The sequence below is a fragment of the Geodermatophilus sp. SYSU D00697 genome, assembly GCF_054050175.1.
This window is the reverse complement of record NZ_JBJGYV010000008.1, coordinates 65533-87466: the sequence shown is the minus strand read 5'-3', so window position 1 is coordinate 87466 and position 21934 is coordinate 65533. Positions and strand designations below refer to the sequence as shown.

At 75.1% G+C, this 21934-nt stretch carries 21 protein-coding genes; 11 read left to right on the top strand and 10 right to left on the bottom strand.

Features of this window, described 5'->3' with window-relative positions; all coding sequences use genetic code 11:
- Nucleotides 1–173: 173 nt before the first annotated feature.
- Nucleotides 174–647, bottom strand: a complete 474-nt coding sequence (locus ACI79C_RS09455; RefSeq protein ID WP_456945387.1) for an Hsp20/alpha crystallin family protein — start codon at nucleotides 645–647, stop codon at nucleotides 174–176.
- Between the two features lie 113 nt (nucleotides 648–760).
- The gene (locus ACI79C_RS09450) at nucleotides 761–1015 is read right to left on the bottom strand and encodes a DUF1918 domain-containing protein (protein ID WP_456945386.1); all 255 of its coding nucleotides are present in this window, start codon (nucleotides 1013–1015) and stop codon (nucleotides 761–763) included.
- Between the two features lie 338 nt (nucleotides 1016–1353).
- Here ACI79C_RS09450 and ACI79C_RS09445 point away from each other — a divergent pair, with 338 nt between their 5' ends.
- Complete coding sequence (locus tag ACI79C_RS09445; protein ID WP_456945385.1) at nucleotides 1354–3714, top strand: HAD-IC family P-type ATPase; 2361 nt, start codon at nucleotides 1354–1356, stop codon at nucleotides 3712–3714.
- A 40-nt stretch (nucleotides 3715–3754) separates the two neighbouring features.
- On the opposite strand, the gene ACI79C_RS09440 is transcribed toward ACI79C_RS09445, so the two are convergent.
- Together ACI79C_RS09440 and ACI79C_RS09435 are read right to left on the bottom strand one after the other, a co-directional pair.
- Nucleotides 3755–6208 (bottom strand): heavy metal translocating P-type ATPase, encoded by a 2454-nt coding sequence (locus ACI79C_RS09440; RefSeq protein ID WP_456945384.1) that lies wholly within the window; start codon nucleotides 6206–6208, stop codon nucleotides 3755–3757.
- Between the two features lie 115 nt (nucleotides 6209–6323).
- Nucleotides 6324–6611, bottom strand: coding sequence for an SHOCT domain-containing protein (locus ACI79C_RS09435; protein ID WP_456945383.1), 288 nt, complete (start codon nucleotides 6609–6611; stop codon nucleotides 6324–6326).
- A 247-nt stretch (nucleotides 6612–6858) separates the two neighbouring features.
- On the opposite strand from ACI79C_RS09435, the gene ACI79C_RS09430 reads away from it, so the two are divergent.
- A complete protein-coding gene (locus tag ACI79C_RS09430; RefSeq protein ID WP_456945382.1) occupies nucleotides 6859–7875 on the top strand; it encodes a universal stress protein in 1017 nt (338 codons plus the stop codon).
- An 81-nt stretch (nucleotides 7876–7956) separates the two neighbouring features.
- On the top strand, nucleotides 7957–8883 hold the full coding sequence (locus tag ACI79C_RS09425) for an SRPBCC family protein (protein ID WP_456945381.1): 927 nt from the start codon (nucleotides 7957–7959) through the stop codon (nucleotides 8881–8883).
- A 94-nt stretch (nucleotides 8884–8977) separates the two neighbouring features.
- On the opposite strand, the gene ACI79C_RS09420 is transcribed toward ACI79C_RS09425, so the two are convergent.
- The 6 genes from ACI79C_RS09420 to ACI79C_RS09395 all read right to left on the bottom strand — a co-directional run bounded on the left by ACI79C_RS09420 (nucleotide 8978) and on the right by ACI79C_RS09395 (nucleotide 13714).
- Nucleotides 8978–9241, bottom strand: coding sequence for a metal-sensitive transcriptional regulator (locus tag ACI79C_RS09420; protein WP_456945380.1), 264 nt, complete (start codon nucleotides 9239–9241; stop codon nucleotides 8978–8980).
- An 85-nt stretch (nucleotides 9242–9326) separates the two neighbouring features.
- Nucleotides 9327–10187 (bottom strand): sulfite exporter TauE/SafE family protein, encoded by an 861-nt coding sequence (locus ACI79C_RS09415; protein ID WP_456945379.1) that lies wholly within the window; start codon nucleotides 10185–10187, stop codon nucleotides 9327–9329.
- Between the two features lie 4 nt (nucleotides 10188–10191).
- Nucleotides 10192–10770 (bottom strand): rhodanese-like domain-containing protein, encoded by a 579-nt coding sequence (locus tag ACI79C_RS09410; RefSeq protein ID WP_456945378.1) that lies wholly within the window; start codon nucleotides 10768–10770, stop codon nucleotides 10192–10194.
- Nucleotides 10767–12164 (bottom strand): MBL fold metallo-hydrolase, encoded by a 1398-nt coding sequence (locus ACI79C_RS09405; protein WP_456945377.1) that lies wholly within the window; start codon nucleotides 12162–12164, stop codon nucleotides 10767–10769. Before ACI79C_RS09405 ends, ACI79C_RS09410 begins: the two co-directional genes overlap by 4 nt.
- A 34-nt stretch (nucleotides 12165–12198) precedes the next feature.
- Nucleotides 12199–12513 (bottom strand): rhodanese-like domain-containing protein, encoded by a 315-nt coding sequence (locus ACI79C_RS09400; RefSeq protein WP_456945376.1) that lies wholly within the window; start codon nucleotides 12511–12513, stop codon nucleotides 12199–12201.
- Nucleotides 12514–12832: 319 nt separating this feature from the next.
- Nucleotides 12833–13714 carry a helix-turn-helix transcriptional regulator gene (locus ACI79C_RS09395; RefSeq protein WP_456945375.1) on the bottom strand — a complete coding sequence of 294 codons (882 nt, stop codon included), beginning with the start codon at nucleotides 13712–13714 and terminating at the stop codon, nucleotides 12833–12835.
- Nucleotides 13715–13847: 133 nt separating this feature from the next.
- Between ACI79C_RS09395 and ACI79C_RS09390 the strand changes: the two genes are divergently transcribed.
- From ACI79C_RS09390 to ACI79C_RS09355, 8 genes are all read left to right on the top strand, one after another.
- A complete protein-coding gene (locus tag ACI79C_RS09390; protein WP_456945374.1) occupies nucleotides 13848–14870 on the top strand; it encodes a zinc-dependent alcohol dehydrogenase family protein in 1023 nt (340 codons plus the stop codon).
- Between the two features lie 20 nt (nucleotides 14871–14890).
- Nucleotides 14891–15301 carry a (R)-mandelonitrile lyase gene (locus ACI79C_RS09385; RefSeq protein WP_456945373.1) on the top strand — a complete coding sequence of 137 codons (411 nt, stop codon included), beginning with the start codon at nucleotides 14891–14893 and terminating at the stop codon, nucleotides 15299–15301.
- 36 nt (nucleotides 15302–15337) lie between these two features.
- Complete coding sequence (locus ACI79C_RS09380) at nucleotides 15338–16378, top strand: NAD(P)-dependent alcohol dehydrogenase (protein ID WP_456945372.1); 1041 nt, start codon at nucleotides 15338–15340, stop codon at nucleotides 16376–16378.
- Nucleotides 16375–17628 carry an MFS transporter gene (locus ACI79C_RS09375; RefSeq protein WP_456945371.1) on the top strand — a complete coding sequence of 418 codons (1254 nt, stop codon included), beginning with the start codon at nucleotides 16375–16377 and terminating at the stop codon, nucleotides 17626–17628. Before ACI79C_RS09380 ends, ACI79C_RS09375 begins: the two co-directional genes overlap by 4 nt.
- 292 nt (nucleotides 17629–17920) lie before the next feature.
- Nucleotides 17921–18949 (top strand): iron-siderophore ABC transporter substrate-binding protein, encoded by a 1029-nt coding sequence (locus tag ACI79C_RS09370; RefSeq protein WP_456945370.1) that lies wholly within the window; start codon nucleotides 17921–17923, stop codon nucleotides 18947–18949.
- Nucleotides 18946–19989, top strand: coding sequence for a FecCD family ABC transporter permease (locus ACI79C_RS09365; RefSeq protein WP_456945369.1), 1044 nt, complete (start codon nucleotides 18946–18948; stop codon nucleotides 19987–19989). The genes ACI79C_RS09370 and ACI79C_RS09365 overlap by 4 nt, the downstream gene beginning before the upstream one ends.
- Nucleotides 19986–21038 (top strand): FecCD family ABC transporter permease, encoded by a 1053-nt coding sequence (locus tag ACI79C_RS09360; protein WP_456945368.1) that lies wholly within the window; start codon nucleotides 19986–19988, stop codon nucleotides 21036–21038. Before ACI79C_RS09365 ends, ACI79C_RS09360 begins: the two co-directional genes overlap by 4 nt.
- A 35-nt stretch (nucleotides 21039–21073) precedes the next feature.
- Nucleotides 21074–21919, top strand: coding sequence for an ABC transporter ATP-binding protein (locus ACI79C_RS09355; RefSeq protein ID WP_456945367.1), 846 nt, complete (start codon nucleotides 21074–21076; stop codon nucleotides 21917–21919).
- Nucleotides 21920–21934 lie beyond the last annotated feature (15 nt).

The following is a 21934-nucleotide window of genomic DNA, read 5'->3' as shown; positions in this document are numbered from 1 at the left end:
CGTCGGGGTGGTGCGTCCCCAGGCTCGGCGCCGGGGGCGCCGCGCGCCCGAGGGCGGCGGTCCCCTCCGGGACGGCGAACGTCCCCTCGTCCACCGGGCCGGCGGTCTCGGTGTGCCGGGGCCCCGGCGCCCGCGCCGGTGAGGGACCGGGGCCCCGGCGCCGAGGGCGGTGGTCACCCCTTGCTGATGGGGATCCGGGTCGGCGTCGGCTCCACGGGCGCCTCGGCGATCGGGATCCGGATCTCGAGGATCCCGTCCCGGTAGGTGGCGGTGATGTCCGACTCGGTGGCGCCCGGGGGCAGTGGCAGGGTCCGGGTGAAGCGCCCGTACCGCAGCTCGTGGCGCGTGTACCCCTTGTCCTCGGTGTCCTGCTCGATGCGCCGCTCGGCGTCGATGCGCAGCGTGCCCTCGAGGACGGTCAGCCGGACGTCCCGGTCGGGGTCGATCCCGGCCAGTTCCGCGCGGATGACCTGGGTGTCACCGTCCCGGTACTCGTCGACGCTGATGACGTCCTCGCCGAGTCCCTCGAACACGGAGGAGGTCCGGCGCATGGGACCGCTGCGAAGCCACTCCTCGAACATGCGGTCCAGGCGCGCGAACGGGGACGTGGCGGCACCCTTGTCGCGGCGCTGCACGTTGCTGGTCATCGGGGCCTCCTCGGCTCGTCGTGAGGCCTCCACCCTGGCGACGGCCCGCCGCGGGGCCGCAGTGCCCGAGGTCCCGTCGTCCCGGAGGCGTGCGGCCCCGTGCCGCCGGGGCCTCAGGGACGTCGCGCGGCCGCGGCGTGGGGGGCCTGGGAGGTGACCACCGCATCCGGGCCGGGGAACACGAGGCTGCGGCGCTCGTCGTCGAGCCAGTGCACCAGGTACGGGGGTGACCCGTCGGCATGCGGGACCTCGACGATCTGTCCGTGCCGTACCGGGGCGTCCAGGGTCCTGCCGTAGACGGCCAGCCAGTCACCGACGTGGGCCGCACGGTCGCCACTCCGGGTCCTCGGGTGGGTGTCGTCGCGCACGGCGGACTCCTCCCTGCCGACGGGCTCCGGCTCCATCCCACGGCGCCACCGGTCCGCCGCACCGGGTCGGAGGACCCGTGTCCGTGGGTCCTCGGGTCCGCGCCGCGGCGGGGCGGACCCGAGGACGCCCGAGCGGCCCCTGTACGTCCGAGGGCTCCGTCCCGAGGGCCTTCGGTCCCTGGGGCGCGGGACCTCGCACGGGCGAGGGTCGACTCCTCACCGGAGGGGGGCTGCGTGTCGATCGCCATCGCAGGGGCAGGGCCGGCGCTGCCGTGACGTCCGCCGGACCGGTCAGTCGCACCAGGCCCACCCCGCCGGCCGGCCTCAGCAGCGCCGAGGTGACCGCTCGGGTCGCCGCCGGACAGAGCAACACCGCCACCGTGCGCACGAGCCGCACCACCGGCCAGATCGTCCGGGCGAACGTGTTCACCGTCTTCAACGGCCTGCTCGCCGGCCTCTTCGTGCTGGCCGTGGCGGCCGGTCGCTGGCAGAACGCCCTCTTCGGCGGCGTGGTGGTCGCCAACGCGCTGATCGGCATCGTGCAGGAGCTGCGGGCCAAGCGGACCCTCGACCGCCTGGCGGTGCTCACCGCGCCCCGGGCCCGGGCGCTGCGGGGCGGCGTCGAGCGGGAGCTCCCGGTCGAGCAGGTGGTGCTCGACGACCTGCTCCTGCTCGCGGCCGGGGACCAGGTCCCCGTGGACGGCGTCGTCCGGTCCTCCGCCGGTCTGGCGGTCGACGAGTCGCTGCTGACCGGCGAGTCCGAGGCCGTCGCGAAGGCCGTCGGGGACCGGGTGCTGTCCGGCTCGATCGTCGTCGCGGGCAGCGGCTCCGCGCAGGCCACGGCCGTCGGCGAGGACGCCTACGCCGTCCGGCTGGCCACCGAGGCCCGCCGGTTCACCCGGACGTTCTCCGAGCTGGTCGCCGGGACCGACCGGATCCTGCGGTGGATCGCCGTCGGCCTGGTGCTCGTCGGCCCGGTCGTGCTCTGGAGCCAGTTCCGCTCGGCGGACAACGTCGACTGGAGGGACGCCGTCACCGGGACGGTCGGCGCGCTGGTCGGCATGGTTCCCGAGGGCCTGGTCCTCCTCACCACCCTCGCCTTCCTGGTGGCCACGGTCGGGCTCGCGCGCCGGCAGACCCTCGTCCAGGAGCTGCCCGCGGTGGAGGGCCTCGCCCGGGTGGACGTGGTCTGCCTGGACAAGACCGGCACGCTCACCCACGGAGACGTCGCCTTCGACCGGCTGGTCGTGCTCCGGGCCGACGCCGGTGCCGAGCAGGCGCTGGCCCTCCTGAGCGCCCGCGACGGCGGCAACGCGACCGCGGCCGCCATCGCCGCGGCCTTCCCCGACCCGGGACCGGAGACCGCCGTGGAGGCCGTGCCCTTCGACTCCGCGCGGAAGTGGTCGGCGGTGCGCACCGCGGCCGGCCGGACCTGGCTGCTCGGTGCACCCGAGATGGTCCTGCCGGCCGCGGCCACACCGCGGCAGGCCGCCGCCCGGGCACAGGCCGACGCGCTGGCCGCCGAGGGGCGCCGGGTGCTGCTGCTCGCCGTGTCCGCCGACCCGTGGCGGCCGGGGGACGGCGGCGCCGAGCTGCCGCCGACGGCGGAGCCGGTCGCTCTCGTGGTGCTCGCCGAGCGGGTCCGTGCGGACGCCGCGGAGGTGCTCCGCTTCTTCACCGAGCAGGGGGTGGCCCTCAAGGTGCTCTCGGGCGACAACCCGCGGACGGTCGGTGCCGTCGCGGCGGCGGTGGGCGTCCCGGGCGTCAGCAGCGCCGCGGACGCCGTCGACGCCCGGACCCTGCCGGAGGACGCCGGCGCACTGGCCGACGCGCTCGAGGAGCACAGCGCCTTCGGCCGGGTCACCCCGCACCAGAAGCGGGCCATGGTCGGCGCGCTGCAGAGCCGCGGTCACGTGGTCGCCATGACCGGTGACGGCGTCAACGACGCCCTCGCCCTCAAGGACGCCGACATCGGGGTCGCGATGGGCAGCGGCTCGCCGGCCAGCCGCGCGGTCGCGCAACTGGTCCTCCTCGACGGCCGCTTCGCCCACCTCCCGCAGGCGGTGGCCGAGGGCAGGCGGGTGATCGCCAACATCGAGCGGGCGGCCAACCTGTTCCTGGTCAAGAACGTGTACAGCCTGGTCCTGGCCCTCATCACGACCGTGACCCTCGTGGCCTATCCGCTGGCACCGGTGCAGCTCACGCTGATCTCGACCGTCACGATCGGCGTGCCCGGCTTCGTCCTCGCCCTGGCCCCCAACCGCCGGCGCTACGTGCCCGGGTACCTGCGCCGGGTCCTCCGGTTCTCCCTCCCGGTCGGTGCGGTCACGGGGGTCGCCGCCTACGCGGGCCACGGCCTCACGCGGTGGCTCGAGCCCGGTGTCGGCGTCGCGGCCGCGCGGACGACCGCGACCCTGGTCGTGCTGCTCGTGGCGCTGTGGACCCTCGCCGTCCTGGCGCGCCCCCTCACGGCGTGGCGGGTGGCCCTCGTCGCCGGCATGGGCGCGGTCGCCGCCGGCGCCATCGCGGTCCCCGCCGTCCGCACGGACGTCCTCCTCCTCGAGCTCACGCCCACGGGGCTGCTGGTGGCCGGTTGTACGGGCGTCGCAGGGGTCGTGCTCGTCGAGATCGCCGCGCGCCTGGCCGGCACCGGCTCCGCGCCGACCGCCAGGCGGCACCCGCCGACGCGGCGGCGGTGAGCCTCCCCGTGCGGCCCTCCGGGAAGGGCTCGGTGCCGGCTCAGCGGGGCACCGGCTCCGGTTCGGGCGCCGTGGCCGTCTCGGCCGTGGGCGCCTCCGGCGTGGCGGGCAGCCGCAGCCGCTTGAGCAGCAGCGCGTTGACCGCGACGAGGAACGACGACCCCGACATCGACAGGGCGGCGATCTCCGGGCGCAGCACCAGGCCGAAGGCCGGCTCGAACACCCCGGCGGCGATGGGCAGGGCGATGGCGTTGTAGCCGATCGCCCACCCGAGGTTCTGCCGCATCTTGCGCAGCGTCCCGCGGCCGATGGTCAAGGCGGTGGGGACGTCGAGCGGGTCGGAGCGCATGAGGACCACGTCGGCGGTCTCGATGGCGACGTCGGTGCCGGCGCCGATGGCGATGCCGAGGTCGGCCTGGGCCAGCGCCGGGGCGTCGTTGACGCCGTCGCCGACCATCGCCACCCGTCTGCCGGCGCGCTGCAGCCCGGTGATCACCGCGGCCTTGTCGCCGGGCAGGACCTCGGCGATGACGGTGTCGATGCCCAGCCGGCCGGCGATCCGCCGGGCGGTGGCCTCGTTGTCGCCGCTGAGCATGACGACGTCGACGCCGGCCTCGTGCAGCGCGGCCACCGCGGCGGCCGAGGTCTCCCGCGGGGCGTCGGCCAGGGCGATCACCCCGGCGGCCCGCCCGTCGACGGCGACCAGGACGGCGGTGCGGCCGCTGTCGGCCAGCTCGTCCCGGCGCGCGCCCAGCGTGCCGAGGTCGATCCCCTCGTCGGCCATCAGCCGGGCGTTGCCCACCAGCACCCGGTGGCCGGCGACCTCGGCGGACGCCCCGTGGCCGGGGACGTTGCGGAACCCGGTGGCGCTCAGCGGCGGCACGCCGAGGGTGTCGGCGTGCCGGGCCACCGCGGCGGCCAGCGGGTGCTCCGACTCGCGCTCCACGGCCGCGGCCAGCGCCATGACGTCCTCCGGCGCCACCCCGTCGACGAGGACGTCGGTGACCTCCGGCTCGCCCCTCGTCAGCGTGCCGGTCTTGTCCATCACCACCGTGTCGATCCGGGCGGCGGTCTCCAGCGCGCCGGCGTTCTTGAACAGCACGCCGCGCCGGGCGCCCAGGCCGGTGCCGACCATGATCGCCGTCGGCGTGGCGAGGCCGAGGGCGTCCGGGCAGGTGATGACCACGACGGTGATCGCGAAGAGCATGGCCGTGGCCACCGAGGCCCCGGCCAGCAGCCACACCACCAGGGTCAGGCCGCCTCCGATCAGGGCCACGAGCACCAGCCAGGACGCGGCCCGGTCGGCCAGCCGCTGCCCCGGCGCCTTCGAGTTCTGCGCCTCCTGAACCATCTGCACGATCTGCGCCAGCGCGGTGTCGGCGCCGACCTTCGTCGCGCGCACCCGCAGCGTGCCGGTGGTGTTGACCGAGGCGCCGATGACCTCGTCGCCGGGCGCCTTGTGCACCGGCAGGCTCTCGCCGGTGACCATCGACTCGTCGACCTCCGAGTCGCCGTCCTCCACCGTCCCGTCGACGGGGACCTTGGCGCCCGGGCGGACCAGGAGCAGGTCTCCGACGACGACCTCGGACGTGGGCACCTCCACCGGCTGCCCGTCCCGGACCACCACTGCACGCGGCGGCGCCAGCTCCAGCAGCGTCCGGATGGCGTCGTTGGCACCACCCCGGGCGCGCATCTCGAACCAGTGCCCGAGCAGCACGAACGCGGTGAGCACCGTGGCGGCCTCGTAGAAGACCTCGCCGCCGCCGTTGAGGGTGATGACCAGGCTGTAGACCCAGCCGGCGCCGACCGCGACGGCGACCAGCACCATCATGTCCAGCGTCCGCGCGCGCAGCGTCCGCCAGGCGCCGTCGAAGAAGATCCAGGCCGAGTAGGAGACCACCGGCAGCGAGAGGACCAGCGAGAAGACGTCGTCCCTCAGCCCGAGCGGCGCCGCCGCGGTGAAGCCGATGACCTCCCGGCCGATCGGTGACCACAGCAGGATCGGGATCGACAGCAGCGCCGCGACCAGGAACCGGTTGCGCATGTCCCTGGCCATGTCGTCCATCGACATGCCGGCGTGGTGCCCGCCGTGGCCCATCGCCTCCTGCGGGGTCGTCCGCGTGTGCCCGCCATGGCCCGCGGCGTGGTCGGCCGGACCAGCGTGTTCCTGGCTCACCCCCGCGGACGTCCCCGCCGCGCGCCGGTCGTCGTGGACCGTCGCGCCGTCGTCCGGGGGCTCGACCGCCGGGTCGCACACGTGCTGCGGGACCGATCGCCCAGCGCAGTGGTAGCCGCACTCGCGCACCCAGGCCGACAGCTCGGCGACCGAGGTCCGCTGCGGGTCGTAGGTCACCACCGCCGTCTGCCCGACCGGGTTGGCCGCCACCGACAGCACCCCGGGCCGCCGGCCGAGCACCGCCTCGACGACCGCCTTCTCCGACGCCCAGTGCACCCCGGCGACTTCCAGCACGACCGTCTGCTGTCCCGTGCCCATCGCTGCTGCTCCCTCACGTCCGGCTCGACGACCGGCACTAGGGTACCCCCCTACGGTATAGGAGGCGCAAGAGGGCCTGAGTGCGTACCGGCGTGTCCCGGACGCGACGAGTGGGTCAGGGAGCCCCGGGGCGGTGGCCGGTCCCGCTCAGCGCCGCCAGCCTGCTGCGGTACTCGTCCTCGCCGATCTCGCCGCGGGCCAGGCGCTCGGCGAGCAGCTCCTCGGGCGACCGCGGTGGCGCCGGCGGGACATCCGGCGGCCGCTTCCCGAGCCGGGCCAGCACGACGATGCCGACCACGACGAGCGCGGCCAGCAGGAGGCTGCTGGCGATCATCGCGAACCAGCCCCAGCCGCCCATGTGGTTCCAGCCGTACCAGCCCATCATCGTGGTGCGCTCCTCCACCCAGGCGCACTCCGCAGTGCACCGAGACGGTCGAGCGTGCGCCGTGGGCGCGGGCCGGCGCACCGTGCGGAGGTCCTCCGGGCTCGTGCCCTTCGACCCCACTGGTGAGGGGCTCTCGCCGCGAGGCCGCCCGCCGGGGACCGGAGGTCCCGGGGTCGGTGACCATCGACCCCGGACAGGCCGCTCCCCCTCCCCGATCCTCGACGCGGAGCTCGGGAACGGACCGGGCCGGGATCGAGGAGTTCCCATGACCGGACCGGAGCAGCCGCACGGCGGGGCCGTACCCAGCGCCCGGCCCGCCGCGGAGGACCGGCGAGCGCGCGTGGTGGTGGGGGTCGACGGGTCGCCAGGATCGCGGGCCGCCCTGGTGTACGCGCTGGCCGCCGCGGCCGCCCGGCGCGCGGATCTCGAGGTCGTCAGCGCCTACGCGCTCAGCCCCTACTGGACCGACCCGGACGTCTGGGACCCGTCGCTGGTCGAGGCGCTCCGGGCGCCGACCGAGGAGCGGGTCGCCGCCCTCCTCGAGGAGGTCCGCCGGGACCCCGCGGTGTCGGGCGCCGCGGACGTCGCCGTCCGCACCGTCGCGGCCGAGGGCCCCGCGGCCCAGGAACTGCTGCGCCGCTCCGCCGACGCGGACCTGCTCGTGGTCGGCAGCCGGGGGAGAGGCGGGGTCCGCAGCGCGATGCTCGGCTCGGTCGCCCTGCACTGCGTCACGCACGCCCGGTGTCCGGTCACCGTGGTGCACCCGATGACCACCGAACCCGTTGCGCCGGCCCGCGTCGTCGTCGGCATCGACGGCTCCGAGCGCTCCCGGACGGCGTTGGTCCACGCCATGGCCGAGGCCGCGCAGCGCGGTGGGGAGGTGGAGGCCGTGGCCGCCTACGAGCTCGCCGACCACTGGACCGACATGTACTCGACCCTCCTCCCGTCGGCCGACCAGATCCGTGCGGGCGTCGAGGAGGAGGCCACGAGGTCCGCGCGGGAGGTGCGCGACGGGCTCGCTGCCTCGCGGGGCGACCAGCCGCACGTCCACGTCCGGGTGGTCGAGGGCGCGCCCCACGACGTGCTGGTGAGCCGGGCGCGCGGTGCGGCGCTGCTCGTCGTCGGCAGCTCGGGACGAGGCGAGCTGCGCAGCCTGCTGCTCGGGTCGGTGGCGCTGCACTGCGCGATGCACGCGCCCTGCCCGGTGATGGTGGTGCACCCGACGGCCGACCGTCCGACGGGGGGGACGGACCGGCCGCAGCCGGCGACCGCCGCGCACTGACCACCACCGGACGACGAGGACCACGACCCCCGGAGGCACACCCGCATGGGACGACGGAGGACGACGGCGCTCAGGCGCGGCGTGGCCCGCGGAGGGGACCGGGCGGCCGAGGACGTCGGACAGCTGACCGTGGCGGCCCTGGTCTACGCCGGCCTCACCGCGCTGGCCTGGCTGCGGCCGGCCGGAGGACGACGGGCGATCGGGCTCCTCTTCGCCGCCATGGGCGTCGGGGTGAACGGCACCCTCACGGTGCTGGCGCCCGAGCAGTTCAGCGAGCTGGCCCGGCGCGCCCCCTGGCCGTGGTACCGGCGGATCGGCGTGGCGCTCACCCAGCCGGCGCCGCGGGCGTTCGGTGTCGCCATGACCGTCGGCGAGTCGGCCCTGGCCGTCGCCGTGCTGAGCCGGGGCCGGGCGGCGCGACTCGGGTTGCTCGGCGTCGCGGCCTTCTGCCTCGGCACGGCCCCTCTGGGGACCTACACCCTGGCCAACCCGGTCCTGGCCGCCGGTGCCCTGCACCTGGCCCGCCGTTCCTGGCCGACCGCCGCGCTGGCGCCGCGCGTCGTCGGTGAGATCGTCATCGACCGTCCGGTGGACGTGGTCTTCGACCTCGTCGCGGACCAGCGCAACGAGCCGCGGTACAACCCCGCGGTCCGAGACGTCGAGAAGCTCACCGACGGCCCTCTGGGGGTGGGGACGAGGTTCCGCGCGGTGCACGAGACGGGCCGTGGACCGGTGGAGACGGAGGCCGAGGTCACCGCGTTCGACCGCCCGCACCGCATCGCCTCGACCACCCGGACCCCCGTGGGGGAGATCAGCGGGGCGGTCACCTTCGAGGGTGCCGGGTCGGCCACCCGGATGCGGTGGGACTGGGACGTGCACCTGCGAGGGCCGGCGAGGGTGCTGAGCCCGGTCGTCGGCCTCGCCGGCAGGCGCGAGGAGCGCGCCTGCTGGGAGGGGCTCGAGCGGCTCCTGGAGACGTCGGGGGCGCCGGCCCCGGCGACCGCCTGACGCGGCGCTGCCACCCGACCGGACCGGGGGCACGCCGCGACACGCACGACCGGCGGTCGGCTCGCGAGCGCCGGCCGCCGTCCGGGCCCTCCGCTCAGGCCAGGGAGAGGAAGAGCTTCTCCAGCCGGGCGCGGTCGACGCCGCTCCCGTCCGGGCTGGTGATGCACTGCTCCAGGCCGGTGGCGATGATCGCGAAGCCGGCCTTGTCCAGTGCGCGGGAGACGGCGGCGAGCTGGGTGACGACGTCCTCGCAGTCGCGGCCGGTCTGGAGCATCCGGATCACGCCGGCGAGCTGTCCCTCGGCGCGGCGCAGCCGCTTGATGACGTCACCGACGACCTCGGTGTTCTCCAGCTGCACGTCCCCGTCCTCTCCCCGCCGGCGGGATGGACACCCCACCGGGTACTCGTCCGTTGTAGCACCGGGAAGGGCGGGTGCATTCCGCTCAGCCCCTCGCGGCGGCGTGCCGCAGCGGGCACCGGGGGACGAGGGCCGCGCAGCCGCCGACCACCAGGGCGACACCGGCCAGGGTCGCCAGTGCCGGCAGTCGGAGTCCTCCCGGTGCCTGCTGGACGAGGACGACGGAGCCCATCGCCAGGACGAACCAGCCGAAGCCGCGGCGCAGCGCCTCGGCGGGGATCCGGTCGACCAGGCGGGCGCCGAACAGGCTGCCGACGACGGCGGCGGCGGTGACGGCCCCGGTGAGCGCCCAGTCGATCGGCACGGTGGTCAGGTAGCCGGCCAGGCCGGCGAGGGACTTCATGGCGATGACCAGCAACGAGGTGCCGACGGCCACGCCCATCGGCAGGCCGCCGAGCAGGGCCAGTGCGGGGACGACGAGGAAGCCGCCGCCCGCGCCCACGAGCCCGGTGACCAGGCCGACGGCGAGGCCGTCCAGCAGCACGTGGAGCACCGGCAGTTCGGTGTGTGCCCGGGCGGGGTCGACGTCCCTGCGGCCGCGCAGCATGGCCACCGCGGTGGCGACCATCACGACCGCGAAGGTCGCCATGAGCAGTTGCCCGGGCAGGTGCCCGCCGAGGGGTCCGCCGGTGAAGGCGCCGGCCATGCCGGCCAGGCCGAACAGCAGCCCGGTGCGCCAGCGCACACGGCCTGCGCGGGCGTGCCCGACGACGCTGATCGCCGCGGTCACACCGACGACCACGAGGGAGGCGGCGATCGCCTCCTTGGCGTCCATGCCGGCCACGTAGACCAGCAGCGGGACCATCAGGATCGACCCGCCGCCGCCGAGCAGACCGAGGGTCAGCCCGACGACGACGGCCAGCGTGACCGTGACGGCGATCAGCACCGGGTCACCGCCTCGCGGTCAGCTGGTCCAGGGCCGAACCGGTCGGCCGGGCGCCGCGGCGGTTCCACGGCATCCGTGCCAGGGCCATGCCCATCGCGCAGGTGTCGGAGAGGGCGGCGAGGACCAGCCCGCCGCCGACGATCCCCGACAGCCACTTGGCCCTGGGGGCCACCGTGCTGGCGAGGATGCCGCCGAGTACCAGCGACCCCGCGGCCAGGCGCACCTGGCGCTCGAGGTCCCACACCTGGCGGCCGCGGTCGACCGCGCCGCCGGTGGCCTCCCAGTCGGCGATGCCGCCGTGCAGCACCGCGCTCCGGTCGTGTCCGGCCGCGGCGAGCGCCTCCTGGGCCTTCCCGGCGCGCTGGCCGGAGCGGCAGACGAGGACGACGTCGTGGTGGGTCTCGAGCACCTGGCGGAGCTGGTCGAGCGAGCCGCGCAGCTCGTCGAGCGGGACGTTGACCGCGCCGGGGATGTGGCCGGCCCGGAACTCGGCCGGCGTGCGGACGTCGATCAGCGTCGGGTCCGGACCGGTCGTGTCGCCGAGACGCTCGGCGAGGGCGGAGGCGTGGACGGTGCGGCTCATGCGGAGACCTCCTGGCGGGTCGGGGTGACGAGGGGCAGACCGGCGGGGCCGGCGTTGTCGAAGGAGTCGTCGATGGCCACGACGTCGACCCCGTGGGCGTCGAGCAGCGCGGCGACGATGCCGGCGCGGTAGCCGCCGGCGCAGTGCACCCAGACCGGGCCGTCCGGGACCTCGTCGAGGCGGTGCAGCACCTCGTGGATCGGGATGTGCACCGACCCGTCGATGAAGCCCCCGGCGCGCTCCTGGTCCCGGCGCACGTCGAGGACGGCGGTCCCCGGGTCGTGGGCCGACTGGGCGGCGAGGTCGGCGAAGGTCGCCGTCCGGTAGCTGCGCAGCGGCGCGCCCCCGGCCCAGTCGTCGGGTCCCCCGGTGGCCATCGCGGCCGGGCGGTCGATGCCGACGCGGGCCAGCTCGCGCTGGGCCTCGGCCACGTCCTCGGCGGACTCGCCCAGCAGCGTGATGGGGGTGCCCCACGGCAGCAGCCAGGCCAGGTAGGTGACGAACTGGCCGTCGAGACCGAAGTTCAGCGTGCCCGCGACGTGCCCGGCGGCGAAGGCCGTCCGGTTGCGCAGGTCGACGACCCACTCGCCGGCCTCGATCCGGCGGCGGAGCTCGGCGGCATCGGCGACCGCGGGTGGCGAGAGGTCGATGTCGGCCGGGCCGGCGGCGTTGGCCGGCGCCATGTGCGCGTAGTACGCGGGGAAGGCGTCCAGGCCGGCCAGCAGGTCGGCGACGTAGCGCTCCTCGTCGCTGGTCAGAGCCGGGTTGGAGAGCTTCTCCTGGCCGATGGTGCTGGCGATGCCGCTGGACTGGGTGGCCGAGCAGAAACTGCCGAAGCCGTGCGTCGGGTAGACCGCGGTGGCGTCGGGCAGCTCGGTGGCCAGGCGGCGGGCGGAGTGCCACTGGGCGTGCGCCAGCGCCTCGGTGGAGTCGGGGCCGAGCAGGTCGGGGCGACCGGTGGAGCCGTGGAGCAGTGAGCCTCCGGTGAAGACGGCCACCGGCTCGGCGTCGTCGTCGGGGCCCTCGGAGAGCGCGAAGGACAGGTGGGTGTGGGTGTGCCCGGGGGTGAGGAGCACCCGCACCCGCATCCGGTCGCCGACCGCGACCGCGTCGCCGTCGCGGATGCCGACGCGGTGGAAGGCGACCGGGTCGTCGGCGTTGAGCAGGTACTGTGCGCCGACCTCGCGGGCGAGCTCGTAGCCGCCGGTCACGTAGTCGTTGTGGATGTGCGACTCGAACACGTGCGTGATCCGCACACCGGCGGCCCGGGCCAGGCCGAGCACGCGGTCGTGGTCGCGCTGCGGATCGACCACGAGCGCGACCTCACCGTCGTGGGCGAGGTACGTGCGGTCGCCCAGGCCGGGCGTGTCCAGGGGGAGCACGGTGATCGTCATGGGGCTTCCTCTCGGGGCTGGCGTCTCGTAGGGGTCAGGCGACGGTGTGGACGGGGCGGCCGGACGGGATCCAGGCGTCGGTGCCGCCGGCGACGTCGGTCGCGTCGATGCCGGCCGCACGCACGAGTGCGGTGGCCCGGCCGCTGCGCCCGCCGGTGCGGCAGGTGACGTCGACCGGCTGCCTCTTCGGCAGCTGCGGCAGCAGGTCCGCCGGCACGCTCAGCGGCAGGTCGTGGGCACCCGGCACGTGACCGAGGCGGTGCCCGTCTGGCTCGCGGACGTCGACGACGAGGGCGGCACCCTCCGCGAGCCGGGCGGCGGAGGCGGTCTGGTCGATCTCGGAGATCACGGGGGCTCCTCCCACTCTCCGTCGATGATACCCCGGGGGGTATATGCCGGTCGCAACGGACGCAGGGTGCGGAGCATTCCCGCGGGGTGCGTCGGGGTGCGTCGCCACCGCACACCACCGTCCCACCCGGGGCGGGCGGAGCCGTGGTCGAGCCGCGGAGAGCATGGCGGTGGTCGGGCCGGCGGGGCCGCGGACGGCAGCGTGCCGGTGGACGCGCCGCGGTGGGGCGCGGCTCGGAGGTCTCCCGCGAGGTCGTCGACGACCGTCGCGGTCAGCGCCGCCGGCGGAGCAGGTCAGGGGCGGCGGGAGGCGTCCTCGGTCAGTCGGACGTGGCGGGGACCGTCGCGTCGGCGCTGGTCGCCGCCCAGCTGGCCAGCAGCTTGAGGGCGTCCTCGGACGCCGACCCGGGCTCGGCGGTGTAGATGGTCAGGCGGAGGTGCGAGCGGTCCTCGGTGGGCAGGTCCAGCGTGCAGTAGCTGAGGTCGAGGGCGCCGACCACGGGGTGGTGGAACTGCTTGGCCCCGTCGTGGTGGATGCGGACGTCGTGGGCGGCCCAGCGGGCGCGGAACTCCTCGCTGACCGTGGACAGCTCCCCGACGAGTTCACGCAGCTGCGTGTCGTGCGGACGGCGGCCGGCCTCGGCACGGAGCAGGGCGACGGTGATGTTGGCCGCGCCCTCCCAGTCGGAGTGGTAGTCGTGCGCCTGCGGGTCGAGGAACTGGAACCGGGCGAAGTTCGCCGGCCGCCGCGGGTCGTCGAACAGCGGTGAGTGCAGTGCCCACCCGAGGGTGTTGGTGGCGAGGACGTCCAGGCGGCCGTTGGCGACGAACGCGGCCGATCCCGTCATCGAGTCCAGCATCCACTGCACGCGCGGCGGGAGCTGCGCCCTGCTGCGGCGCTGGGGCGTGCGGCTCGGCGTGGTGGCGGCGCGGGCCAGGTCGAACAGGTAGGTGCGCTCGGCCTCGTCCAGCTGCAGCGCCCGGGCGACGGCCTCGAGGACGTCCGCGGAGACACCGGCGATGTGGCCCTTCTCCAGCCGGGTGTACCAGTCGGTGCTCACCCCGGCCAGGACGGCGACCTCCTCCCGGCGCAGGCCGGGCACCCGCCGCCGGCCGCCGCCGGGCAGCAGCCCGGCCTGCTCCGGCGTGATCCGGGCGCGCCGGCTGGCGAGGAAGTCGCGGATGTCGGCGCGGTTGTCCACGCCGTCGACGCTACGTCGCCCCGCCGGTGGAGGGAGGTCGAGCTTCTACCCCCCACAAACCCGACCTCCCACGCCCGCGACGAGAGGCGTTCCGTGGAGTCCACCGTCCGTCCACTCACGAGGGAGCACCGCCATGCGGAGCACGGTCCTGTACGCCCCCGGCGACGTCCGCGTCGAGGAGCGCGCCATGCCGAGGATCGAGGAGCCCACCGACGCGGTCATCCGGCTGGCCGCCGCCTGCGTCTGCGGCTCGGACCTGTGGCCCTACCGCGGCGTCGAGGCCGTGGACGGGCCGTCCCCGATGGGCCACGAGTACGTCGGCGTCGTCGAGGAGGTGGGCAGCGAGGTCACCACCGTCGAGCCCGGCCAGTTCGTCGTGGGCTCCTTCTTCGCCTCCGACAACACCTGCGAGATCTGCCGCGCCGGCTACCAGACCCACTGCGTCAACCGGCAGCCCGGCGCCGCCACCGGCGCGCAGGCCGAGTACACGCGGGTCCCGCTGGCCGACGGCACCCTCGTCGCCACGCCGGGCATGCCGTCGGACGACCTGGTCCCCAGCCTGCTCGCCGCCTCCGACGTGCTGGGCACCGGCTGGTTCGCCGCGGTCGCCGCCGAGGTCGGACCCGGGAAGACCGTCGCCGTCGTCGGTGACGGCGCGGTCGGCCTGCTCGGCGTGCTCGCCGCCAAGCGGCTGGGTGCCGAGCGGGTCGTCGTCTTCAGCCGGCACCGGTCCCGGCAGGAGCTCGCCCGGGAGTTCGGAGCCACCGACGTCGTCGAGGAGCGCGGCGACGCCGGTGTGGCCCGCGTCAAGGAGCTCACCGGCGGCCTCGGCGCCCACTCGGTCATCGAGGCCGTGGGCACCCAGCAGTCGATGGTGCAGGCGATCCGCTCGACCCGCGCCGGTGGGCACGTCGGTTACGTCGGCGTCTCCCACGACGTGATGCTGCCCGGTGAGGAGCTGTTCTCCTCCGGCGTGCACCTGCACGGCGGCCCCGCCCCGGTGCGCCGCTTCCTGCCGGAGCTGGTCGACCTGATCTGGCGGCGCGAGATCGACCCCGGCCGCGTCTTCGACCTCCACCTGCCCCTCGACCAGGCCGCCGAGGCCTACCGGGCGATGGACGAGCGCCGCGCGATCAAGGCCCTGCTGCGCCCCTGACCCACCACCCGAGGAGAACCGTGCAGATCACCCGCAGCTCGATCGACACCGTCAAGGGTCCCGCCGACTGGTTCACCGGGGACGTGTACATCGACGCCGTCGCCGCCGCGCCCCCGCCGTCCCGGGTCACCGCCAACCTGGTGCACTTCACGCCCGGCGCGCGCACCCACTGGCACCGTCACCCGCTGAGCCAGACTGTCTTCGTCACCGAGGGCGTCGGCCTGTGCCAGCGCCGCGGCGGCCCGGTCGAGGTCATCCGCCCCGGCGACCGCGTCCTGTTCGAGGCCGACGAGGAGCACTGGCACGGCGCAGCACCCAACCGGCTGATGGTCCACCTGGCCGTCAACGAGGCCGACGCCGACCACGCCGTCGTCCACTGGCTGACCCCCGTCACCGACGAGGAGTACGCCGCCACCCCCGCCGTCGACTGACCTCTCCACCCACCCCCTGAACGAGGAGCACTTCCCTTGCGCGTCCACGCCTACGCCGCCCCCGCCGCCGGACTCCCGCTGGCCCCCACCACCATCGAGCGCCGGGACGTCGGCCCGAGCGACGTCCTCATCGAGATCGAGTACGCCGGCATCTGCCACTCCGACATCCACACCGTCAACGGCGACTGGGGCTCGCAGCCCTTCCCCGTCGTCCCCGGCCACGAGATCGTCGGCGTCGTCACCGAGGTCGGGCCGGACGTCACGAAGCACCGCGTCGGCGACCGGGTCGGCGTCGGCTGCATGGTGGACTCCTGCCGCGAGTGCGCCAACTGCCGCAACGGCGACGAGCAGTACTGCCTGAACGGCATGGTCCCCACCTACGCCGGCACCGACCGCGACGGCAGCACCACCCAGGGCGGCTACTCCACCCATGTCGTGGTGGACGCCGACTTCGCCCTCCGCGTGCCCGGCGGCATCGACCCGGCGGCCGCCGCGCCGCTGCTGTGCGCCGGCATCACCACGTACTCCCCGCTGCGCCGCTGGGGCGCCGGCCCCGGCAAGAAGGTAGCCGTCGTCGGTCTCGGCGGGCTGGGCCACATGGCCGTCAAGCTCGCCGCCGCCATGGGCGCCGAGGTCACGGTCCTCTCCCAGTCGCTGAAGAAGCAGGAGGACGGCCTGCGGCTGGGCGCCACCGAGTACTTCGCCACGAGCGACGCGGCCACGTTCACCCAGCTGGCCGACCGATTCGACCTGATCGTCAACACCGTCAGCGCGGTCATCGACGTCGACGCGTACCTGTCCCTGCTGGCGGTCGACGGCGCGCTGGTCAACGTCGGGGCCCCGGGCGAGCCGCTCAGCCTCAACGCGATGTCGCTGATCGGGGGCCGCCGCACCTACGCGGGCTCCATGATCGGCGGCATCGCCGAGACCCAGGAGATGCTCGACTTCTGCGCCGAGCAGCGCATCGGCGCCGAGGTCGAGCTCATCGCCGCCGACCAGGTCAACGCCGCCTACGAGCGCGTGCTCGCCTCCGACGTCCGCTACCGGTTCGTCATCGACGCCGCCACCCTGCGGTGACCTCGGCTCACCTGACCCGCCCGGCCGGGCCGACGGCACCGGCCGTCGGCCCGGCCGGCGACGGCGGGGGACCGGTTCGGCTCCCGTTCGTCGTGTACGTGCTGGCCGTCGGCACGTTCCTCATGCTCACCACCGAGTTCGTCGTGGCCGGCCTGCTGCCGGAGATCGCCGGCGACCTGCAGGTGACCGTGGCCCAGGCCGGACTGCTGATCACGGTGTTCGCGGCCGGGATGATCGTCGGCGCACCGGCCATGGCGCTGCTGACCCGGCGGATGCCGCGACGGACGACGCTCGTGCTCGCCCTGGTGGTGTTCGCCGCCGGGCACGTCGTCGTCGCCCTCGGCTCCAGCGTCCCGCTCCTGCTGGGCGCCCGGTTCGTCACCGCGTGGGCGACCGGCGCGTTCTGGTCGGTGGCCTCGGTCGTCGCGACCCGGGCCGCCGGTCCCGCCGCCCGCTCCCGCGCCCTGGGACTGGTCGGCGCGGGCGGCATGCTGGCCAACGTCCTCGGCGTGCCGCTGGGCGCGTTCGCCGGTCAGCTGTCGGGCTGGCGGGGGCCGTTCTGGGTCCTGGCCGCCCTCGCGCTGGCCGCCGTGCCGCTCATCGCCCGGCAGGTCCCCCGCGAGGACGACGACCGGCGGTCGGCGTCGCTGCGGTCGGAACTGGGTGCGCTGCGGTCCGGCCGGCTGTGGCTGGTGCTGGCCGCCTGCGCGACCACCACCGGCGGTGTGCTGTCGGCCTACTCCTACATCTCCCCGCTGCTGACCGACCGGGCCGGCATCGGCGCCGGGTGGGTGCCGTTGGCGCTCGTCGGCTTCGGCGTCGGTTCGCTCATCGGGACGGTGGTGGGCGGCCGCCTCGGCGACCGGCACCCGCACACGACGACCATCGCGGTCGCGGCGTCGACCACGGCCGTGCTGCTGGCGATCTGCCTGCTGTCGGCCCAGCCGGTGCCCACGGTGCTGCTGGTGGTCCTGCTCGGTCTGCTCGGGCTCAGTGCCAACCCGGTGCTGTCCGCGCTCGCGGTCCGCTTCGCCGGTGCGGCACCCACGCTGGGCGTGGCGATGTCGGTCTCGGCGTACAACCTCGGCACCGCGGTCGGCTCCGGGATCGCCGGTCGCGCCCTCGACTCCGGACTCGGGGCGACCGGCCCCACCGTGGTGGGGGCGGGCCTCGCGGTGCTGACCCTCGTCCCCACCATCTCCATCGCCCGGCTCCAGCGCCGCGCCGTCCGGAGGGAGGCCCTGACGTGAGCCGCCTCGTCCGAGCGGCTCGGCGCGCGACGCCCGCCTGCGGTCCCGGGAGGAGCAGTCGAGGCGTTGACCAGCCACGGCGCGGGATCCCACCCATTGGATCTCGGTGTAGGTAAGGATAGCCTCAGCTCACATCGAGAGACCGGCACGGGAACGTGTGTCCCCGTGTCCCCCGGGCGTGTGTGCCGGCCGGTCGCTCGGTGTCGCGCGCCCGCACAGGGCCGCGCGCCGAGGACCGGACCTCGGCCGGGCCGTCCTGCGACGGCCCGGCCGGCACGACTGGAAGGACGCCATGCACCGCGCACCCAGACTGGTGGCCCTGGCCGCCGCCTCGCTCCTCGCCGGCGGGCTCGCCGCCTGCTCGTCGTCGTCGGCCGACGACGGCGCCGCGGCGGAGGGCTCGGGGGACTCCACCCCGGTCACCATCGAGCACGCGCTCGGCACCACCACGATCGAGTCGAAGCCCGAGCGGGTGGCCACCGTGAACTGGGCCAACCACGAGGTGCCGCTGGCCCTCGGCGTCGTGCCCGTCGGCATGGCCGCCGCCAACTTCGGCGACGACGACGGCGACGGTCTGCTCCCGTGGGTGAGCGAGCGGCTCGAGGAGCTCGGCGCCGAGACGCCGGTGCTGTTCGACGAGACCGACGGCATCGACTTCGAGGCGGTCGCCGACACCGCTCCCGACGTGATCCTCGCCGGGTACTCGGGGCTGACCCAGGAGGACTACGACACGCTGAGCGACATCGCCCCGGTCGTGGCCTACCCCGAGGGGCCGTGGGCGACGCCGTGGCGCGAGATGGTCGAGGTCAACTCGGCCGGGATGGGCATGGCCGAGGAGGGCGAGCAGCTCGTCGCCGACATCGAGCAGCAGATCGCCCGGACGGTCGGCGAGCACCCGCAGCTCGAGGGCAAGGCGACCATGTTCCTCACCCACGTCGACACGACCGACCTGAGCGAGGTCAGCTACTACACCCCGTTCGACACCCGCAGCGCCTTCTTCGAGGACCTCGGCCTCACCACGCCGGCCAGCATCGCGGAGGCCTCGACCGACAGCACCCAGTTCTCGGGCACCGTGAGCGCCGAGCAGGTCGACGTCTTCGACGACGTCGACGTCATCGTGACCTACGGGGACCAGGCCCTGGTGGACGCCCTGAACGCCGACCCGCTGCTCTCGCAGATCCCCGCCGTCCGGAACGGGGCGCTCGTGCTGCTGCCGGACACCCCGCTGGGCACCGCGGCGAACCCGACCCCGCTGGCGATCCCCTGGGTGCTCGAGGACTACGTGTCCATGCTCGCCGAGGCAGCCGACAAGGCGCAGTGACCGAGCTCCACCCCGGTCCGACCCCGGACGCCGCCGTCGCGCGGCGCCCGGGGTCGGTCCGGCTCCTGTGGCTGCTGCTCGTGCTCGGGGTCCTCGCCCTGGTGGTGGCCGCCTCGGTCACCGTCGGGTCCCGGGAGGTCGGCTGGTCGGACATCGTGGCCGCCCTGGGCGGGTCGTCGGAGAACCTCGGTCAGGCGGCGGTCACCAAGCGCCTGCCCCGCACGGTGCTCGCCGTGGTGATCGGCGGGGCGCTCGGCCTGGCCGGCGCGGTCATGCAGGGTGTCACGCGCAACCCGCTGGCCGACCCGGGCGTCCTCGGCATCAACATGGGCGCCTCGCTCGCCGTGGTCTGCGGCCTGGCCTGGTTCGGGCTGTTCTCGGCGTCCAGCAGGGTGTCGGTGGCCATCCTCGGCGCCGCCCTCTCGGCGGTGTTCGTCTACGCCGTCGGGTCGCTCGGGCGCGGCGGCGCGACGCCGCTCAAGCTCGCGCTGGCCGGCGCCGCGACCTCGGCCGCGCTGGCCTCCTTCGTCACGGCCGTGGCCCTGCCGCGCGGCGACATCGCCGCCGACGTCCAGTCCTGGCTGATCGGCGGCGTGGGCGGCGCCACCTACGACACCGTCGGGCCCGCGCTGCCGTTCCTGGCCGCGGGGTTCGTCGTCAGCCTGCTGTCGGCCCGCAGCCTCAACTCCCTCGCCCTCGGCGACGAGCTCGCCGCCGGTCTCGGCGAGCGGGTGGCCCTGGCGCGCGGCCTCGCGGCGTGCGGCTCGGTCCTGCTGTGCGGCGCCGCCACCGCCGTCGCGGGGCCCATCGGGTTCGTGGGGCTCGTCGTCCCGCACCTGTGCCGGCTGCTGGTGGGCGTGGACCACCGGTGGCTGCTGCCGTTCTCCGCGCTGACCGGCGCCTGTCTGCTCACCGCCGCCGACGTCCTCGGCCGGATCGTCGCCCGGCCCAGCGAGCTCGACGTCGGCATCGTCACCGCGCTCATCGGGGCGCCGTTCTTCATCTCCGTCGTCCGCCGGCAGAAGGTGCGCGAGCTGTGAGCGCCGGGATCGCGCCGGCTTCGTCGGCCGTCGAGGTCGTCGTCGGCAACCGCACCCGCCGTGCCGCCCGCTGGCGACTGGTCGTGACCGTGCTCGCCGTGTCGGTCGTCGTCGTCTTCGCCGTGACGCTCATGGTGGGGCGGACGTCCTACCCGCCGGGGGACGTGCTCCGGGTGGCCCTCGGCGAGCAGGTGCAGGGGGCGTCCTTCACCGTGGGGCGGCTGCGGCTGCCCCGGGGGGTCCTCGCGGTGGTCGCCGGCCTCAGCTTCGGTCTGGCCGGCTGCACCTTCCAGACGATGCTGCGCAACCCGCTCGCCAGCCCGGACGTCATCGGCATCAGCACGGGGGCGAGCGCGGCCGCCGCCGTCGCGATCGTGGTGTTCGGACTGGGTGGGACGGCGGTGTCGGCCTTCGCCATCGCCGCCGGCCTGGTCGTGGCGCTGGTGATCTACCTGCTGGCCTACAAGGACGGCGGCGCGGGGACCCGGTTCGTCCTCATCGGCATCGGCACCGCGGCGATGCTGCACAGCGTCATCGCCTACGTGCTCTCCCGGGCCGGGTCGTGGGAGTGGCAGGAGGCGACGCGCTGGCTGAACGGCAGCCTCAACGGCGTCACCTGGGAGCGGGCGCTGCCGGCCGTCGTCGCGCTCGCCGTGCTCGCCCCGGTCCTGCTGGCCCGGACGCGGGAACTGTCCGCGCTGCGGCTGGGCGACGACACCGCCTCCGCGCTCGGCATCCGGGTCGAGCGGACGCGCGTGGTCGCGATCGTCGCCGCCGTCGGGCTGATCGCCTTCTCCACGTCGGCCTGCGGCCCGATCGCGTTCGTCGCGTTCCTCTCCGGGCCGATCGCGGCACGGATCGTGGGGCCCAACGGGTCCCCGCTGGCGCCCGCCGCCCTCGTCGGGGCGCTGCTGGTGCTGGTCGCCGACCTCGTCGGCCAGTTCGCGTTCGGGACGCGCTTCCCCGTCGGTGTCGTCACCGGCGTTCTCGGCGCGCCCTACCTCATCCACCTGATCGTCCGCACCAACCGTGTCGGAGGCTCACTGTGAGCGCAGCGTCCCGCGGGACCGAACGGAGGGGCGTCGTGACCACGGACCACTCGCTGGCGGCCGAGGACCTGACCCTGGGCTACGGCGAGCGCACGGTCATCGAGGACCTCGACCTGGTGGTGCCCTCCGGGAGGATCACGGCGATCGTGGGCGCCAATGCCTGCGGCAAGTCGACCCTGCTGCGGTCGATGTCGCGCCTGCTCGCGCCGCGCAGCGGACGGGTGGTCCTCGACGGCAAGGTGGTGCACCGGCTGCCCGCCAAGGAGCTGGCCCGCACGCTCGGCCTGCTCCCGCAGTCCCCGATCGCGCCGGAGGGGATCACGGTCGCCGACCTGGTCGGCCGCGGTCGCCATCCGCACCAGGGCCTCGTCTCCCGGTGGAGCGCGGAGGACGACGCCGCGGTGGCCGTGGCGCTGGAGGCGACGCGGACGACCGCCCTGGCCGACCGCGCCGTGGACGAGCTCTCCGGGGGGCAGCGCCAGCGGGTGTGGATCGCCATGGCGCTCGCCCAGCAGACCGACGTGCTCCTGCTCGACGAACCCACCACGTTCCTCGACGTGAGCCACCAGATCGAGGTCCTGGACCTGCTCACCGACCTCAACCGGACGCGGGGTACGACCATCGTCATGGTCCTGCACGACCTCAACATGGCGGCCCGCTACGCCGACCACCTGGTCGCCCTGGCCGACGGGGGCGTCCACGTGGCCGGGGACCCCGCGCAGGTGCTCACCGCCGAGAGCGTGCGCGCCGTGTTCGGCCTGGACAGCCGGATCATCGTCGACCCGACGTCGGGCAAGCCCCTGATGCTGCCCATCGGCCGGCACCACACGGCGCCGTCGGCCGGTGCGGTGGACGGCGACCTGGCGGGGGAGCGGCGATGATCGACCGCGGAGCCG